The sequence below is a fragment of the Pseudomonas sp. ZS1P83 genome (assembly GCF_054897825.1).
The window spans coordinates 2,220,370-2,236,572 of the sequence record NZ_CM142706.1; the positions used below are offsets into that span (position 1 = coordinate 2,220,370).

The window sequence follows — 16,203 nt, forward strand, 5'->3', positions numbered from 1 at the left end:
GTTACGATTTTCTACAACTTCGATCACTGCGTACAACACGACCTTACATCGCTTTCCAATAATCGACGCAGCCGCCGCAGCGCGGTCTTCGAAGCTTATTGGAGATAATAATAATGAATGGCCGTAAAGCTGATCCCATCCTGCGCAATGACCTCCTGTCATGCGCTGCGCACCTCACTGACTGCTGAGGTGCCGACATGAGCGAAAACATCGAACGCAATGGCATCCAATTGACCCGTGCCCTGAAAAGCCGGCACATTTTCATGCTGTCGCTGGGCGGCGTAATCGGCACCGGCCTGTTCATGGGCTCCGGCGTGACCATCAACCAGGGCGGCCCGATAGGGGCGATTCTGGCCTACCTGGTCGCCGGTTTCCTGATGTACCTGGTGATGGTCTGCCTGGGCGAGCTGTCGGTGCAGATGCCGGTGTCCGGTTCGTTCCAGACCCATGCCACGAAATTCATCGGCCCGGCCACCGGCTTCATGATCGGCTGGGTGTACTGGATGAGCTGGGCTACCACCGTGGGCCTGGAATTCACCGCCGCCGGGATGTTGATGACCCGCTGGTTCCCGGCGGTGCCAATCTGGTACTGGTCGGCGCTGTTCGTAGTGGTACTTTTCGGCCTCAACGCTCTGGCGACCCGCGCCTTCGGTGAAGCGGAATATTGGTTCTCCGGGATCAAGGTCGCGGCGATTCTCGGTTTCATCGTGGTCGGTGTACTGGTGATCTTCGGCGCGATCCCGCTGACCAGTGGCGCGCCCGCGCCGATGATGAGCAACCTTATCGGCGACTCGCTGTTCCCCAACGGCATGTCGGCAGTGTTCGCGGTGATGATGACCGTGGTCTACGCCTTCCAGGGTTGCGAGATCATGGGCGTGGCTGCCGGTGAAACCGACCAACCGGAAAAAAGCATCCCGCGTGCCGTGCGCAACGTGGTGTTCCGCGTGCTGATCTTCTACGTGCTGGCGATTGTCGTGCTCTCAGCCATCGTGCCGTGGCAGCAGGCGGGCCTGATGGAAAGCCCCTTCGTACAGGTGTTCGACATGGTCGGCATCCCCTTTGCCGCTGACTTGATGAACTTTGTGATCCTCACGGCGATTCTATCTGTTGGCAACTCCGGCTTGTACGCCTCGACCCGCATCCTGTGGGCGATGTCGAAAACCGGCATGGCGCCGAAAAGTCTTTCGCTGTTGAGCAAACGTGGTGTGCCGTTGCGCGCCTTGAGCATCACCTTGTGCTTTGCCCTGGTGTCGCTGCTGACTAGCTTCATCGCCGCCGAAACGTTGTTCATGGTGCTGATGGCGGTGAGTGGTATGTCCGGCACTGTGACCTGGATTGTCATCGCGTTGGCGCAGTACAAGTTCCGCAAAGCCTACCTGCGCGACGGCGGAAAACTCAGCGATCTGAAATACCGCGCCCCGTGGTTCCCGGTGCTGCCCTTGATGTGCATCACGTTGTGCTGCTCTTTGTTCGTATTCCTGGCCCTGGATGAAACCCAGCGTCCGTCGTTGTATTGGGGGTTTGGATTCATTGTTCTGTGTTATGGCGCGTATTTCTTGCTCGATCGTAAACGCAAGGCGGTGTTGGCCCCGACGTTGCCGGCGGCGTAATTCCCATCGACTGACAGAAAACGCGGCAAGCGATTGTCGCGTTTTTTGTGCATTCAGGGAAATCAGCTTTCGCGGGCAGATTGTGCACAGCGGTGTAGGTTGTTCGAAGTTGTAACAGCGTCATCGATCAAGAATTTAGTATCGATACATAACCTATATAGAACAGCTACTTATGGACTTTTTAAGTCTGTTACAGCTTATATCATCACCAATTGCCGTCTTACTGAACACTCGTTTAGTATGGCCTCAATTCGCATCACCTCAGATCAAACACGATAATTCGAGGACTCGCATGACTACTCACGATTCACTGCTCAGTCAGGTCGAGGCAGGCGTTGCCTGGATCACCCTAAATCGCACTGCTCAGCGCAACGCGCTGGACATTCCGACTTTGAAGAACCTGCACAACTTGCTCGACGATTTCAACGCCGACCCTGCGGTACGCGTGGTGGTGCTGACCGGCAGCGGTCGCAGTTTCTGCGCGGGTGCCGACCTCGACGAATGGGCCGCCGCCGAAGCCCGTGGCGCATTGGAAAGCTACGGCTGGACCGAAACCGCCCATGCCTTGATGACCCGCCTGTACAGCCTGGAAAAACCGACAATCGCCGCCATCAACGGCACGGCCGTCGGCGCGGGGATGGACCTGACCCTGTGCTGCGACCTGCGCATCGCCGGGCAATCGGCGCGTTTCAAGGCCGGCTACACCAGCATGGCCTACTCGCCGGACGCCGGCGCCAGTTGGCACCTGCCGCGGCTGATCGGCGCCGAGCAGGCCAAGCGCCTGCTGTTCCTCGACGAGTTGTGGGGCGCTGACCGTGCCCTCGACGCCGGCCTGGTCAGCGATGTCTGCGCCGACGATCAACTGCAGACCGCCGCCAGCGAACTCGCCGCACGCCTGGCCGCCGGGCCGACCTTTGCCTTCGCCCAGACCAAAAAACTCATGCGCGAAGGTGCCGACCGTAGCTTGCCCGAGCAACTGCAAGCGGAACTGGCCGCCGGCCTGTTGTGCGGTCGCAGCGAAGACGGCAACGAAGCCCTGCGCGCGGCCATGGAAAAACGCCCGGCACGCTTTATCGGTCGTTGAGCCTCGGTACACCTCTATCAGCACACGAACAACAGGTAGCACCATGAATTTCCAACTGACCCAAGAACAAGAAATGTTGGTGGACGCAGTACGCAGTTTTGTCGCCAAGGAACTGCTGCCCTATGAAGATGAAGTCGATCGCGCCGATGAAGTCTCCCCGGAGCTGGCGGCGCAGATTCGCGGCAAGGCGATCGCCGCCGGTTTCTACGCCTTCAACATGCCGGAAGAGGTCGGCGGTGGCGGTCTGGATTACCTGTCCCAGGCGCTGATCGAGCGTGAGCTTTCCAAGGTGTCCTGGGCGCTGCACGTCTTCGTTGCGCGGCCATCGAAAATCCTCATGGCCTGCACCGGCGACCAGATCGACGACTACCTGTTGCCGTGCATCCAGGGCGAGAAGATCGACTGCTTCGCGTTGACCGAACCGGGCGCCGGTTCCGATGCCAATGCGATCCAGACCCGCGCCGTGCGTGACGGTGACGACTTCGTCCTTAATGGCAGCAAGCACTTCATCAGCCACGCCGGCCACGCCGATTTCGCCATCGTTTTCGCGGTGACCGACACCTACGAGCACAACGGCCGCAAGCGCAACGCCGTGACTTCGTTCCTGGTGGACCGCAACACCTCTGGCATGACCATTCGCCGTGGCCCGAAATGCGTGAGCAACCGTGGTTACCACACCTTCGAAATGTTCTTCGACGACTGCCGTGTGCCGGCCTCCAAGGTGCTGGGCGAAGTCGGAAAGGGTTGGGACGTGGCCAACGCCTGGCTAACCGCTGGCCGGGTGATGGTCGCGGCCAACTGCGTCGGTCAGGCGCAACGGGCGCTGGACGTGTCGCTGCAATGGGCGGCCGATCGCAAGCAATTTGGCCAGCCGATCGGCAGCTATCAGGGCGTCTCTTTCAAATTGGCGGACATGGCCACGCAAATCCGCGCAGCGGAACTGCTGACCCTGCACACCGCATGGAAAATGGACCAGGGCACCATGACCGACGGCGAGGCCGGCATGGCCAAGCTGTTCGCCAGCGAAGTGCTGGGTCGCGCAGCCGACGAGGCGGTGCAGATTTTTGGCGGCATGGGCCTGATGGATGAAGGGCCGGTGGAACGCATCTGGCGTAACGCGCGTATCGAGCGGATCTGGGAAGGCACCTCGGAAATTCAGCGCCACATTATTTCCCGCGAACTGCTGCGGCCGCTGCTGCGCTGATTGGCCCGGAGAATTTAAATGTCGCCAACGATTCGTGACAACCTCAAACGCATGCTCGCGCCACAACACGTGGCGTTTGTCGGTGGCCGCAGCATGGCCCGTGCGCTCAAGCGCTGTGCCGACGGCGGTTACGTTGGGCATATGTGGCTGGTCAATCCGCAGCACGACAGCCTCGAAGGCGTGCCCTGTGTGCGCAGCATTGCCGAACTGCCGTGCGGCCCGGACGCGGTGTTCATCGCGACCAACCGCGACTTGACCCTGACCTGCGTCGCCGAACTGGCCGCCATCGGTACCGGCGGCGCGATCTGCTACGCCTCCGGTTTTGCCGAAACCGGCGCCGAAGGCCAGGCCCTGCAACAGCAACTGCTCGAAGCCGCCGGCAATATGGCCTTGCTCGGCCCCAACTGCTACGGCCTGCTCGACTACCTGCACAGCTCCGCGCTGTGGCCGGTGGCCCATGGTGGCAAAACGGTGGAGAAGGGGGTAGCGGTGCTGACCCAGAGCGGCAACTTCGCCTATAACCTGTCCATGAGCGACCGCTCGCTGCCGGTGGCCTACATGGCCTCGGTCGGCAATCAGGCGCAATTGGGTGTGGCCGAATTGATGGACGTGTTGCTCGATGAGCCACGGGTCACCGCCATCGGCCTGCATCTGGAAGGCCTGAAAAACGTACCGGGTTTCGCCCGCGCCGCGCACAAGGCACTGGAGAAGGGCATTCCAATCATTGCCCTGAAAACCGGCGTGTCGCAGATCGGCGCCGAACTGGCCTTGAGTCACACCAGTTCACTGTCCGGTTCCGATGCGCTGTATGACGCCTTGTTTGCGCGCCTCGGGGTAATCCGCGTCAGTGGCCCGGTGAGTTTTGTCGAAACGCTGAAAGCCGCGGCGTGCGGCAACCTGCCAGCGGATAACAGCCTGATCGCGCTGGCCTGCTCGGGTGGCGACGCCGGGCTGATCGCTGATTATGCCGAGCGCAACGACCTTAGTTTGCCGAAGCTCGACGCTGGCCAAACCAGTGAACTGGCACAGGTACTGCCGACCTACGCCAACCTGGTCAACCCGCTGGACTTCACCACGGCGATCTGGGGCGACGGCGAGGCCTTGAATGCCATGCTCGACAGCGCCCTGCGCACACAGGCCGATGCAGCGATGCTGGTGCTCGACTATCCCGCGGAGTTTACCGGCGAGCGCAAGGAATGCGACCTGCTGCTGGAGCTGTACTGCAAAGCGCTGGTGCGTCACGGCAAGACCGGTTTCGTCACCTCGGCCTTCCCGGAGCTACTGCCGGCCCATGCCCGTGAGCATTTGCATGCTCAAGGCGTCGCGGCGCTGCAAGGAGTGGAAGACGGTTTGGCAGCCTGGGGCCGCATCGCCGGTTACCAGCGCAACCGGCAGGCCTTGCTGGCCCTCGGTGAATCGGCGCTGGCGCCGCTCTGCCCGCAAGCGTTGGAAGGCGAAGGGCGCTTGCTCAATGAGTGGGATTCGAAACAGGCCTTGCGTGCGTTTGGCCTGCCGACTCCCAATGGCGTACTGAGTACCCGGGAAAAGGCGCTGAAGGATGCAGAAATGCTGGGTTACCCGCTGGTGCTCAAAGCTGTTAGCGCGCAACTGCCGCACAAAACTGAAGCCGGTGCCGTCGCGTTGAATATTAGGGACGGCGCGGCATTGACCGCTGCGCTGGAAAAAATGCGCGTCAGCATTGCCGCATACGCGCCGGGCGTGCCTTTCGATCAGCTGTTGCTGGAACCCATGGCCAAGCCACCGCTGGCCGAACTGATTGTCGGCATCAAACGCGAAAACGATTTCGGCCTGGCATTAGTGATGGGTGCTGGCGGGATTCTGGTGGAGTTGCTCAAGGACAGTCGCAGCCTGCTGCTGCCGACCACCGACGGCGCGATTCGCCAGGCTCTGCTGAGCCTGCGCAGCGCCGCACTGCTGCAAGGCTTTCGTGGTCGTGACGCGGCGGACCTGGACGCCTTGGTCGCGGCGATCCGCGCCGTGGCCGATTACGCCTGTGAAAACGCCGCGCAGTTGCTGGAACTCGATGTGAACCCATTGTTGGTCGGTGCCGATGGCACGACTGCGGTCGATGCGTTGATTCGCCTCGGCCATGCGTGAGGAGCTGGACATGCAAACCACACTTTTGACCGGGGGCCAGGCGCTGGTGCGTCTGCTGGCCAACTACGGCGTCGACACCGTATTCGGCATTCCCGGCGTACACACCCTGGAGCTGTATCGCGGTTTGCCCGGCAGTGGCATCCGCCACGTGCTGACCCGCCACGAACAGGGCGCCAGTTTTATGGCCGACGGCTATGCGCGGGTCAGCGGCAAACCCGGCGTGTGCTTCATCATCACCGGCCCTGGCGTTACCAACGCCGCCACCGGCATCGGTCAGGCCTATGCCGACTCGATTCCGATGCTGGTGATTTCCAGCGTCAACCATAGCGCCAGCCTCGGCAAGGGCTGGGGTTGCCTGCACGAAACCCAGGATCAGCGCGCCATGACCGCGCCGATCACCGCGTTTTCGGCGGTGGCGCTGACCGCCGAAGACCTGCCGGAACTGATCGCCCGCGCCTATGCGGTGTTCGATAGCGAGCGCCCGCGCCCGGTGCACATTTCGGTGCCGCTGGACGTTCTGTCGGCAACCGTCGCTCGCGACTGGAGCAACGAAGTCGTGCGTCGTCCAGGTCGCGGTACGCCGGCTGCCACTGTTCTGGACGAAGCCGTGGCCCGACTGCACGGCGCGCAACGACCCATGATTATCGCTGGCGGCGGCGCGTTGAATGCCGCGCAACAGTTGCAGGAACTCAGCACCCGACTGGCCGCGCCGCTGTTCACCAGCGTCGCCGGTAAAGGCCTGCTGCCACCGGACGCATTGCTCAATGCCGGTTCATCGCTGTGCGTGGAGCCGGGCTGGAATTTGATCGCTGAGGCCGACGTGGTGCTGGCGGTCGGTACGGAGATGGCCGACACCGATTTCTGGCGTGAGCGCCTGCCACTCAACGCCGAGCTGCTGCGAGTGGACATCGATCCGCGCAAGTTCAATGACTTCTATCCCTGCACGGTGGCGCTAAACGGCGACGCGCAACAGACCCTAACCGCGCTGCTCGAGCGTCTATCGCCCGACGTGCGTGATGCCAGCGCGGCGATCGCCTCGGTCGCGGCGCTGCGTGAGGCCGTGAAAACCGGCCACGGTCCGTTGCAGTCGATCCATCAGGCGATTCTGCAGCGCGTTGCCGCCGAGTTGCCGGCCGACGCTTTCATCAGCACCGACATGACCCAACTGGCCTACACCGGCAACTACGCCTTCGACAGCCTGGCGCCTCGCAGCTGGTTGCACCCGACGGGCTACGGCACCTTGGGCTACGGCTTGCCGGCCGGGATCGGCGCCAAGTTCGGCGCACCGCAACGGCCGGGCCTGGTTCTGGTCGGCGACGGTGGTTTTCTCTACACCGTGCAGGAACTGGCGACGGCGGTGGAGGAACTGGACAGCCCGCTGGTGGTGTTGCTGTGGAACAACGATGCTCTGGGGCAGATTCGCGACGACATGCTCGGCCTGGACATCGAGCCCATCGGCGTGCTGCCGCGCAACCCGGATTTCGCCGCCCTGGGCCGCGCCTTCGGTTGCACCGTCAGCCAGCCGCAGAACCTCGCGGAACTGCAAACCGACTTGCGCCACGGCTTCAGTCGCAACGGCGTGACCCTGATCGAGCTCAAGCATGCTTGTGTTCGCTGACGTTCAACCTGTTTTTACGGGGCTTCTTTTTACGGGGATTAGACCATGCGTTTTTCCGATCTGACCAAACGTATCGCCGGTGACGGCGCCGCCGCCTGGGAGATTCACTATCGCGCACTGGCTTTGCTGGAGCAGGGCGAAGACATCCTGCTGTTGTCGGTGGGCGACCCGGATTTCGACACGCCGATGCCCATCGTGCAAGGGGCCATCGATAGCCTGTTGTCCGGCAACACCCATTACGCCGAGGTGCGCGGCAAGCGTGCCTTGCGTGAAGCCATCGCCCGGCGCCACCGGCAACGCAGCGGCCAGCAGGTATCGGCGGAGCAGGTCACGGTACTGGCCGGGGCGCAGTGCGCACTGTTCAGCGTGGCCCAGTGCGTGCTCAATCCGGGCGATGAGGTGATCGTCGCCGAGCCGATGTACGTCACCTACGAAGCGGTGTTCGGTGCGTGCGGCGCGGTGGTGGTGCCAGTGCCGGTGCGTTCGGAAAACGGTTTCCGCGTTCTGCCCGAAGACGTTGCCGCGCGCATCACCCCGCGCACCCGTGCGCTGGCGCTGAACAGCCCGCACAACCCGTCGGGTGCGAGCCTGCCGCGCAGTACCTGGGAAGCGTTGGCCGAGCTGTGTATCGCCCACGACCTGTGGCTGATTTCCGACGAGGTTTACAGCGAGCTGCTGTTTGAAGGCGAACACGTCAGCCCGGCGAGTTTGCCGGGCATGGCCGAACGCACAGCGACGCTCAACAGCCTGTCGAAATCCCACGCCATGACAGGTTGGCGCGTCGGTTGGGTGGTGGCGCCGCCATCCTTGTCCGCGCACCTGGAAAACCTCGCGCTGTGCATGCTCTACGGCTCGCCGGACTTTATCCAAGATGCCGCCGTGGTGGCGCTGGAAAGCCAGCTGCCAGAACTGGAGGCCATGCGCGAAGCCTATCGCCAGCGCCGGGATCTGGTTTGCGAAAGCCTTGCGAACTGCCCCGGCGTTCGCCCGCTGAAGCCCGATGGCGGCATGTTCGTGATGGTCGATATCCGCGAAACCGGGCTCAGCGCCCAGGCGTTCGCTGATCGCTTGCTCGATCGTCATGGCGTCTCGGTACTGGCCGGAGAAGCCTTCGGTCCGAGCGCTGCCGGTCATATTCGTTTGGGGCTGGTAGTGGGCGCCACGCAATTGCGTGATGCCTGCCAGCGCATCGCCCGTTGTGCCGAGGAATTGATGGAGGCTCAAGTACATGCTTAATCACAAGGCACTGTTTATTGATGGACGTTGGCAAACCCCGTCCGGGCAAGGTGTCGCCGAGGTGATCAACCCGGCCACCGAGGAGGTCGCCGGCAGCGTGCCGTTGGGCGATGAACGCGATGTCGACAATGCCGTGGCGGCGGCGCGCAAGGCTTTTGAGCCATGGTCGCGCACGCCATCCAGCGTTCGTGCCGGGTACATCGGTGCACTGGCCGAGCAACTGCGGGCTCGCGCCGATGAAATGGCGTCGGTGATCACCACCGAGCTGGGCATGCCGGTTCAGTGGTGCCGCTCGGTGCAAGTGGACGGGCCGATCATTGGCTTGCAGCAATACGTCGAACTCGCCGGTTTGATGGATGAAGTGCGTGAAGTCGGCAACTCGCTGGTGATCCGTGAGGCGGTGGGTGTCTGTGCGTTCATCAACCCGTGGAACTACCCGCTGCACCAGTTGATCGGCAAACTTGCCCCGGCGCTGGCCGCCGGTTGCACAGTCGTGGTCAAGCCCAGTCAGGAAACCCCGCTGCACGCCTTTTTGCTGGCGCAGATGATCGAAGACATTGGCCTGCCGGCCGGAGTGTTCAACCTGGTCAGCGGGCCGGGTTCGAAGGTCGGTGAAGCCCTGGCGAAACACCCGGACGTGGACATGGTGTCTTTTACCGGTTCCACCGGCGCCGGCGTGCGGGTCGCCCAAGCGGCGGCGCCTTCGGTGAAGCGGGTGTGCCTGGAACTCGGTGGCAAGTCGGCGCTGCTGATCGCCAAGGATGCCGATCTGGACGCCGCGGTGCGCTACGGCGTGCAGGACGTGATGATCAACTCAGGGCAAACCTGCACCGCGTTGACCCGCATGCTGCTGCCCGCCAGCCGTTATGCCGAAGCGGTTGAAATTGCGTTGGAGGAAACCCTGAGCCTGCGCATGGGCGATCCGCTCGATCCGCAGAGCTTCCTTGGCCCGATGTGTTCGGCGGGGCAACGGCGCACCGTGCTCGATTACATCAAGGTCGGTCAGGAGGAAGGCGCGCGTCTGTTGTGCGGGGGCGATTCGACGCCGGGCTTGGAGCGTGGTTACTACGTCAGCCCGACGCTGTTCGCTGACGTCAATAACAGCATGCGCATCGCCCAGGAAGAGATCTTCGGCCCGGTGCTGTGCCTGATCCCCTATGCCGATGAGGCGCAGGCGATCCAGATCGCCAACGACTCGCCGTTCGGCCTGTCCAGCGGCGTCTGGGCCGGCAGCACCGAGCGTGCCTTGCAACTGGGGCGGCAATTGCGCGCGGGCCAGTGTTTTCTCAATGGTGCGGCGTTCAACTATCAGGCGCCGTTCGGGGGCTACAAACAATCCGGCAATGGACGTGAATGGGGGGAAGAGGGGCTCAACGAATTCATCGAAGTGAAGGCGATCCAGGTGTGACCGTTGGGATTCAAACGTTTTTCGCACCGGGCCTTGCGTGGTTGAACGGGTGTGCTGCCGAACGCGGCAGCGCCGTTGATTGCAGAACTCAACCTGCGCTTCTGCTTTGTGTTCCTGTTTATCAGCGCGCTGTCATTTCTCGGCCTGGGCATTCAACCGCCCACCGCCGATTGGGGCAGCATGGTGCGCGATAACGCCGTACTGATCACCTTTGGCGATATCAGCCAATTTCGTCGTCGACTGGATGCTGCACAAATCCAGCGGCCTCAAGGAGTGCTGAACATGAGCTCCGAACCAGGACTACACGGGACTGTTGTTTTCCTCGGCACCGCAAATCGACCCCGACTGGCTCGAACGCTTGCTGGCCAGCCGCGCCGCCCCGAATTCAAACCCTACGCTGGAAAAAGTCTAAGGAATCACCATGAAAGTACTGATCGTCCACGCACATCCCGAGCCTAAATCCTTCACCGCTGCCCTGCGTGACCAGGCGGTGGCCACCCTTGAAGCCCAGGGCCATGAGGTGCAGGTCAGTGACCTGTACAAAATGAGCTGGAACCCAGTGGCCAGCGCCGATGACTTTTCCTCGCGGGAGAATTCCGAGTACCTGGTCTATGCGCTGGAGCAACGCCTGGGGGTGAAAAGCCAGTCGTTGGCAGCCGATATCCAGGCGGAACTGGACAAACTGGTGTGGGCCGACCTGCTGATTCTCAACTTCCCGATCTTTTGGTTCTCCGCCCCGGCCATGCTCAAGGGCTGGATCGACCGGGTGCTGGTGTCGGGCGTCTGCTACGGCGGCAAGCGCTTCTACGATCAGGGCGGCCTGAGCGGCAAGAAGGCGTTGGTGACGGTGACTCTGGGCGGCCGTGAGCACATGTTCGGTGAAGACGCGATTCATGGCCCGTTGCAGGACATGCTGCGGCCGATCCTGCGCGGTACCCTGGCCTATGTTGGGTTCGAGGTGCTCGAACCTTTCGTCGCCTGGCATGTGCCGTACATCAGCGACGAGGCGCGGCAACGATTCCTGGTTGACTATGACCAGCGTCTGCAACACCTGGCGGACGAGCAGCCGCTGGAATTTCCGAGGCTGTCGCAGTTCGATGAGCAGTTGTATCCGCTGAGCCGGCCAGTTGCCGTAGATGCCTATTAACGGCACAAACCCTGTAGAGGCGTGGCTTGCGAGGCTTGCCCGCGAAAGCGTTGGCTCAGGCAAAATCAATGTTGGCTGGAACTACAGCTACCTGTCAGACAAGACTATGGCTTGAGACATATCGAAAAACGGAGCAGACGCATTTGATATCGGCCTATGACTGCAGCGTTGCCTTATTGCGTTACGGTGCTTAAGCGACAGCCTACTACCCATCGATTCGTTCAGTGCAATCGGTGTGGGCTGCGATACGCTGCGGTTTTTGGAGCTGCGCGAATGTTGTAGGAGCGGGCTGGCCCCACGAAGAAGCCAATGCGGTATGTGAGGTAGACCGCAGTGCGATTTTCGCGGGCAAGCCCGCTTCAGGGCATAGCGAATGCCGGTGAGGTTTATTTCAGGTACCACCCCCACGGCTGGTCACTGACGTATTCGGTCACCTGCTTGACCTCTAGGTAATTGTGCAGTCCCCACTGGCCGAGTTCTCGGCCAATTCCGCTGTGTTTCATGCCGCCCCACGGTGCTTCGATGAAGGTCGGTTGCGAGCAGTTGACCCAGATAATCCCGGCGCGCAGTTGGTTGGAGACGCGCGTGGTTCGCTGCAAGTCAGCGCTCATCACCGCAGCTGCCAGGCCAAAGCGGCTAGCGTTGGCCATTTGTACGGCTTGCTCTTCGGTCTTGAATCGCTTGATGCACAGCACCGGGCCGAACACCTCTTCGCGCCAGAGGATGCTGCTGTGTCCGGGTTCATCGAAGATGGCCGGTTCGATGAAATAACCTTGTGCCAGAGTCGCCGGGCGCCGACCTCCGGTGAGCAAACGGGCACCGCTGGCAAGGCCCTGATCGATGAAACCGAGCACCTTGTCGTACTGGCTTTGACTCACCAGCGGGCCGAGCAACACACCGGGCTCCATGCCTGGGCCAATGGTGATCTTGCGGGTTTCCTCGACCAGCCGTTCGAGCAACCGAGAGGCGATTTTTTCCTGCACCAGCAAGCGTGAGGTGGCGCTGCACACTTGGCCCTGGTTCCAGAATATCCCGAACAGAATCCACTCCACCGCCGCCTCGACATCGGCGTCGTCGAACACAATGAACGCAGACTTTCCGCCCAGCTCCAGACTGATGTTCTTGATGTCGCGAGCGGCCGCCGACATGATTTTTGCCCCGGTGGGCACGCTGCCGGTGAAGGCCAGTTTGTCCACGCCAGGGTGTTCGGTGAGCGGACCGCCGGCGTCGGCTCCAAGACCGGTCACGACGTTCAGGACTCCGGCCGGCAGACCGACGCGGTTGGCAGCCGCGGCCAGTTCCAGCGCCGTCAGTGGTGTCAGTTCGGACGGTTTCAACACCAGCGTGGCCCCGGCGGCCAAGGCGGGCGCGACCTTCCACGCGGCCATCAGCAGCGGGTAGTTCCAGGGGATGATCTGCCCGGCAACGCCGATCGGTTCATGGCGGATGCGGCAGCGAAAACGCTCGTCCGGCAACGCCAGTGGTTGGTCCTGCTGCTGATCCAGTTCGCGGGCCAATCCGGCGTAGTAACGAAAGCAACCGATCGCGTCGCCAACGTCCCACTGCGCTTCGGGCAACGGTTTTCCGTTGTCGCGCACTTCCAGTTCGGCCAGCGCCTGCAGGCCACTCTCCAGTTCATCGGCCAGTGCCTCCAGCCACTGTGCGCGCTCGGCGCCGCTGGTTTGGCCCCAGCCGTTATCGAACGCCCGCCGCGCGGCGCGCACCGCATGATCAATGTCTTCTTCGGTCCCGGCCGCGACTCGATGAAAGACTTGCTCGGTGGCCGGATCGATGACGTCCAGATAGCCGCCCAGGTCCGGGCTGACCCACTCGCCGTTGATGTAAAGCTGATCATGCATGGTGAGACTCCTGGACGCCGGCGCGGCGGTTTTGCAGGTGGCGGGAAGTGAACAGCAGTGCCAGCGACGCGCAGATGATCACCGTCGAGACCGCATTGATTTCCGGCGTCACGCCACGGCGGATAGAGGAAAAGATGTAGATTGGCAACGTCGTTTCGGAACCTGCGACGAAGAAGGCAATGATGAAATCGTCGAAGCTGAAGGTGAACGCCAGCAGGAAACCAGCCATGATCGCCGGGCTGATCTGTGGCAGGGTGACTCGCCAGAAGGTCTGCATCGGCGGTGCGTAGAGGTCGGCAGACGCCTCCAGCAAAGCTTTGTCCAGCGAGTCGACGCGGCTGCGCACGATCACCATGACCAGCGCCATGGTAAACAACGAATGCGCGGCGATTACGGTAAAGAAGCCCATCTTCAACCGGGGAACGCTCGACACCCAGCTCGCCAGCAGTGGGTTGATCAGGTCGAACAGGCTGATGAACGCAATCAACGTCGAGATGCCGATGACGATCCCGGGCACGATGATTGCGCAATAGGTCAGCGCGTCGAACAGCAGACGCACTTTGGCGCCGGCGCGTTGTAAGCCGAACACCGCCAGCGTGCCGAACAGCGTGGCGATCACCGCCGATGTGAAGGCAATGAACGCGCTATGGCCGAGCGCTTCCATGATGAACGGGTTGCCGAACGCACGACCAAACCATTGCACCGAGCAGCATTCAAATGCCAGGCCACTGCGCCCGGCGTTGAAGCTGAACAGCACGATCAATGCGATCGGGGTGTAGAGAAACAGATAGAGCGAAGTCGAATAACTGCGCAGCCACATGTCACAAACCTCCGTCGGCAGGACGGCCGCCGTAGCGTGCCACCAGTTTCAAATACACGCCGATGATCAGCAGCATCATTGCCACCAAGGTCATCGCTAACGCACTGCCGAAGGGCCAGTTGCGCGATTGCAGAAACAGGTCGACCAGTGCGTTGCCGACGAAGAACACTTTGCCGCCCCCGAGAATGGCCGGGATCAGAAATTCGCCCATCAACAGGATGAACACCAGCATCACCCCGGTGATGATCCCGGGCGCGGAGAGTGGCAGGGTGATCCGCCGGAAGCTTTCGAAAGCGCTGGCACCCAGGTCGGCCGAGGCTTCGAGCAGACGCTTGTCGAGTTTTTCCAGGCTGACGTAGATCGGGAACACCATCAGCGGCAGGTAGCCGTAAACGATGCCGATCAGTACCGCCCACGGCGTATTGATCAGCCGCACGTCTTCAAGGCCAAGGCTTGCGAGCAAGGCCGGAATGCCCTTGCCGCTGAGGATGAAAATCCAGGCGTAAGTGCGGATCAGGAAACTGGTCCAGAACGGCACAATCACCAGCGTCAGCAGCAGCGAGCGGTTTTTGCTGACCTTGACCGCCAGAAAGTACGCCAGCGGATAAGCCGCCATCAGGCACACCAGCGTGCCCAGCGGTGCCAACATCAGCGTGTTACTGAACGCAGCCCCGCGAGAGCCGAGGTTCAGGTAGTTGGCCAGCGTGAAGCCACCGGCGTAACCGCCCACGGTACTGCGCTCGCCGAAGCTGAAGACCAGAATGATCACCAGCGGCATCAATAACAGCAGCAGGAACCACAGGGTCGAAGGCAAGAGCATCAGCAGGGTGATCCTCCGGCCGAGGCTGCGCCGTTGTCGAGCCTCGACTGACAGGGCACTGCCCGGCTGCACCATTTGCGGGTGGGCGGCGGCATTCATGGGTGACTCCTCATTGGCCATGGATAGGCGATCAGGCGGACTTGAAGCGGGCCATCAGTTCGGCGCGTGCCGGGCTGGTCAGGGTTGCGGCGGCACCGAATTCCAATGGGCTGAGCGCTTCAGCGGCCGGGTACATGATCGGATCATCGAGCATGGCAACCGGCAGCAGGGAGTCGACGCGCTTGTCACCGCTCGGGTAGCCGTGGCTCAACACTTCGAGCTTGTTGTGCATCGGATCAAGCAAGTAATTGATGAAGGCGTAAGCGGCATCCTTGTGCTCCGAGCTTTTGGGGATGGCGAAGAAGTCGCTCCAGAGCTCACCGCCTTCCTTGCCCAGCTCGAACTGCATCTGCGCGTTGTCGCGGTGCAGCTGCGAGGCGTCGCCGGTCCAGGACATTGCCAGCCAGGCATCGCCGCTGCGCATTGACGGCTGGATGTCGGAGTTGATCGCAAATAAGTGCGGCTTGACCTCGATCAGCAATTTTTCGGCATCGGCCAGCTCTTTCGGGTCCAGCGAGTTGAAGCTGTAGCCGAAGCTTTTCAGGGCGTTGCCGATGGCAGTCAGTTGGTAGTCGTGGACCATCGTCCGACCGCTGGCAGGGCCTTGAGCAGCTGCCCAGAATTCTTTCCAACTGGTCGGGCCGTTTTTCAATTTGCCGGTGTCGTAGAGCATCCCGGTGGTGCCCCAGTTTTTCGGCACCGCGTAAACCTTGCCGTCGACCGTGCCTTGGGCCATGAATTTCTGCTGGAAGGCTGAGGCATCGAAGTTGGGAATGCGCGACAGGTCCAACGGTTCTATCAGGCCGAGGCCAACGTAGGTGCTGATGGTGTAGTTGGTCGGCACCAGCACGTCCCAGCCGCTGCCGCCGGCCTGCAGCTTGGCGAGCATTTCTTCGTTGGAACCAAACACGCTCATGGAAATCCGCGCACCGGTGGTTTTGGCAAAATTGTCGAGGTTTTCCTGGCTGTGGTAATTCGGCCAGGTTGCCAGCGACAAGCGATCGCCCAGCTTGGTCTGCTCGGCGGCCTCAGCGGTGGAAGTCAGCAGGCCGGGCATGTAAGTTGCGACCACCGCCGCGGCAATGCCCAGGCCAGTACGGCCAAGGAACTCGCGGCGGTTGATTGAGCCGTTCTGCCAGCTGCGCAGGGTTTTGATAAACGTCTTCTGGTCCATAGCACG

The 16,203-nt window shown here is 61.7% G+C and carries 12 protein-coding genes and 1 pseudogene; 9 read left to right on the forward strand and 4 right to left on the reverse strand.

The features are described from left to right. The first annotated feature begins 197 nt into the window (after nt 1-197). The 9 genes and pseudogenes from ACYZT0_RS10790 (at nt 198) to ACYZT0_RS10830 (ending at nt 11,425) form a co-directional block, all read left to right on the forward strand. Nucleotides 198-1,610, forward strand: coding sequence for an amino acid permease (locus tag ACYZT0_RS10790; RefSeq protein WP_462045812.1), 1,413 nt, complete (start codon nt 198-200; stop codon nt 1,608-1,610). 292 nt (nt 1,611-1,902) lie between these two features. Continuing rightward, nucleotides 1,903-2,694, forward strand: coding sequence for an enoyl-CoA hydratase/isomerase family protein (locus ACYZT0_RS10795; RefSeq protein WP_462045813.1), 792 nt, complete (start codon nt 1,903-1,905; stop codon nt 2,692-2,694). Between the two features lie 43 nt (nt 2,695-2,737). Next, nucleotides 2,738-3,898, forward strand: a complete 1,161-nt coding sequence (locus tag ACYZT0_RS10800) for an acyl-CoA dehydrogenase family protein (RefSeq protein WP_462045814.1) — start codon at nt 2,738-2,740, stop codon at nt 3,896-3,898. 18 nt (nt 3,899-3,916) lie between these two features. Further along, nucleotides 3,917-6,016, forward strand: coding sequence for an acetate--CoA ligase family protein (locus tag ACYZT0_RS10805; RefSeq protein ID WP_462045815.1), 2,100 nt, complete (start codon nt 3,917-3,919; stop codon nt 6,014-6,016). 10 nt (nt 6,017-6,026) lie between these two features. Beyond that, on the forward strand, nt 6,027-7,634 hold the full coding sequence (locus ACYZT0_RS10810; protein ID WP_462045816.1) for a 5-guanidino-2-oxopentanoate decarboxylase: 1,608 nt from the start codon (nt 6,027-6,029) through the stop codon (nt 7,632-7,634). Between the two features lie 45 nt (nt 7,635-7,679). Then, on the forward strand, nt 7,680-8,870 hold the full coding sequence (locus ACYZT0_RS10815; protein ID WP_462045817.1) for a pyridoxal phosphate-dependent aminotransferase: 1,191 nt from the start codon (nt 7,680-7,682) through the stop codon (nt 8,868-8,870). After that, nucleotides 8,863-10,278, forward strand: coding sequence for an aldehyde dehydrogenase family protein (locus ACYZT0_RS10820; RefSeq protein ID WP_462045818.1), 1,416 nt, complete (start codon nt 8,863-8,865; stop codon nt 10,276-10,278). Before ACYZT0_RS10815 ends, ACYZT0_RS10820 begins: the two co-directional genes overlap by 8 nt. Nucleotides 10,279-10,329: 51 nt before the next feature. Next, a pseudogene (locus ACYZT0_RS10825) lies at nt 10,330-10,558 on the forward strand (ABC transporter permease subunit); the annotation flags it as partial. A gap of 141 nt (nt 10,559-10,699) precedes the next feature. After that, complete coding sequence (locus tag ACYZT0_RS10830; protein WP_462045819.1) at nt 10,700-11,425, forward strand: NAD(P)H-dependent oxidoreductase; 726 nt, start codon at nt 10,700-10,702, stop codon at nt 11,423-11,425. Between the two features lie 386 nt (nt 11,426-11,811). Here the strand turns inward: ACYZT0_RS10830 and ACYZT0_RS10835 are convergent, their stop codons facing one another. Genes ACYZT0_RS10835 through ACYZT0_RS10850 form a run of 4 tightly spaced genes read right to left on the reverse strand, consistent with a single transcriptional unit; the run spans nt 11,812 to nt 16,197 of the window. After that, the gene (locus tag ACYZT0_RS10835) at nt 11,812-13,284 is read right to left on the reverse strand and encodes an aldehyde dehydrogenase family protein (RefSeq protein ID WP_462045820.1); all 1,473 of its coding nucleotides are present in this window, start codon (nt 13,282-13,284) and stop codon (nt 11,812-11,814) included. After that, nucleotides 13,277-14,104, reverse strand: a complete 828-nt coding sequence (locus tag ACYZT0_RS10840) for an ABC transporter permease (RefSeq protein WP_462045821.1) — start codon at nt 14,102-14,104, stop codon at nt 13,277-13,279. The genes ACYZT0_RS10835 and ACYZT0_RS10840 overlap by 8 nt, the downstream gene beginning before the upstream one ends. A gap of 1 nt (nt 14,105) precedes the next feature. Next, nucleotides 14,106-15,023, reverse strand: a complete 918-nt coding sequence (locus ACYZT0_RS10845) for an ABC transporter permease (protein ID WP_462045822.1) — start codon at nt 15,021-15,023, stop codon at nt 14,106-14,108. A 31-nt stretch (nt 15,024-15,054) separates the two neighbouring features. Continuing rightward, nucleotides 15,055-16,197 carry an ABC transporter substrate-binding protein gene (locus ACYZT0_RS10850; RefSeq protein WP_462045823.1) on the reverse strand — a complete coding sequence of 381 codons (1,143 nt, stop codon included), beginning with the start codon at nt 16,195-16,197 and terminating at the stop codon, nt 15,055-15,057. Nucleotides 16,198-16,203: the final 6 nt, after the last annotated feature.

Coding starts and splice junctions, on each gene's coding strand:
- ACYZT0_RS10790 (WP_462045812.1), top strand. CDS start 198: ATGAGCGAAAACATCGAACGCAATGGCATCCAATTGACCCGTGCCCTG.
- ACYZT0_RS10795 (WP_462045813.1), top strand. CDS start 1,903: ATGACTACTCACGATTCACTGCTCAGTCAGGTCGAGGCAGGCGTTGCC.
- ACYZT0_RS10800 (WP_462045814.1), top strand. CDS start 2,738: ATGAATTTCCAACTGACCCAAGAACAAGAAATGTTGGTGGACGCAGTA.
- ACYZT0_RS10805 (WP_462045815.1), top strand. CDS start 3,917: ATGTCGCCAACGATTCGTGACAACCTCAAACGCATGCTCGCGCCACAA.
- ACYZT0_RS10810 (WP_462045816.1), top strand. CDS start 6,027: ATGCAAACCACACTTTTGACCGGGGGCCAGGCGCTGGTGCGTCTGCTG.
- ACYZT0_RS10815 (WP_462045817.1), top strand. CDS start 7,680: ATGCGTTTTTCCGATCTGACCAAACGTATCGCCGGTGACGGCGCCGCC.
- ACYZT0_RS10820 (WP_462045818.1), top strand. CDS start 8,863: ATGCTTAATCACAAGGCACTGTTTATTGATGGACGTTGGCAAACCCCG.
- ACYZT0_RS10830 (WP_462045819.1), top strand. CDS start 10,700: ATGAAAGTACTGATCGTCCACGCACATCCCGAGCCTAAATCCTTCACC.
- ACYZT0_RS10835 (WP_462045820.1), bottom strand. CDS start 13,284: ATGCATGATCAGCTTTACATCAACGGCGAGTGGGTCAGCCCGGACCTG.
- ACYZT0_RS10840 (WP_462045821.1), bottom strand. CDS start 14,104: ATGTGGCTGCGCAGTTATTCGACTTCGCTCTATCTGTTTCTCTACACC.
- ACYZT0_RS10845 (WP_462045822.1), bottom strand. CDS start 15,023: ATGAATGCCGCCGCCCACCCGCAAATGGTGCAGCCGGGCAGTGCCCTG.
- ACYZT0_RS10850 (WP_462045823.1), bottom strand. CDS start 16,197: ATGGACCAGAAGACGTTTATCAAAACCCTGCGCAGCTGGCAGAACGGC.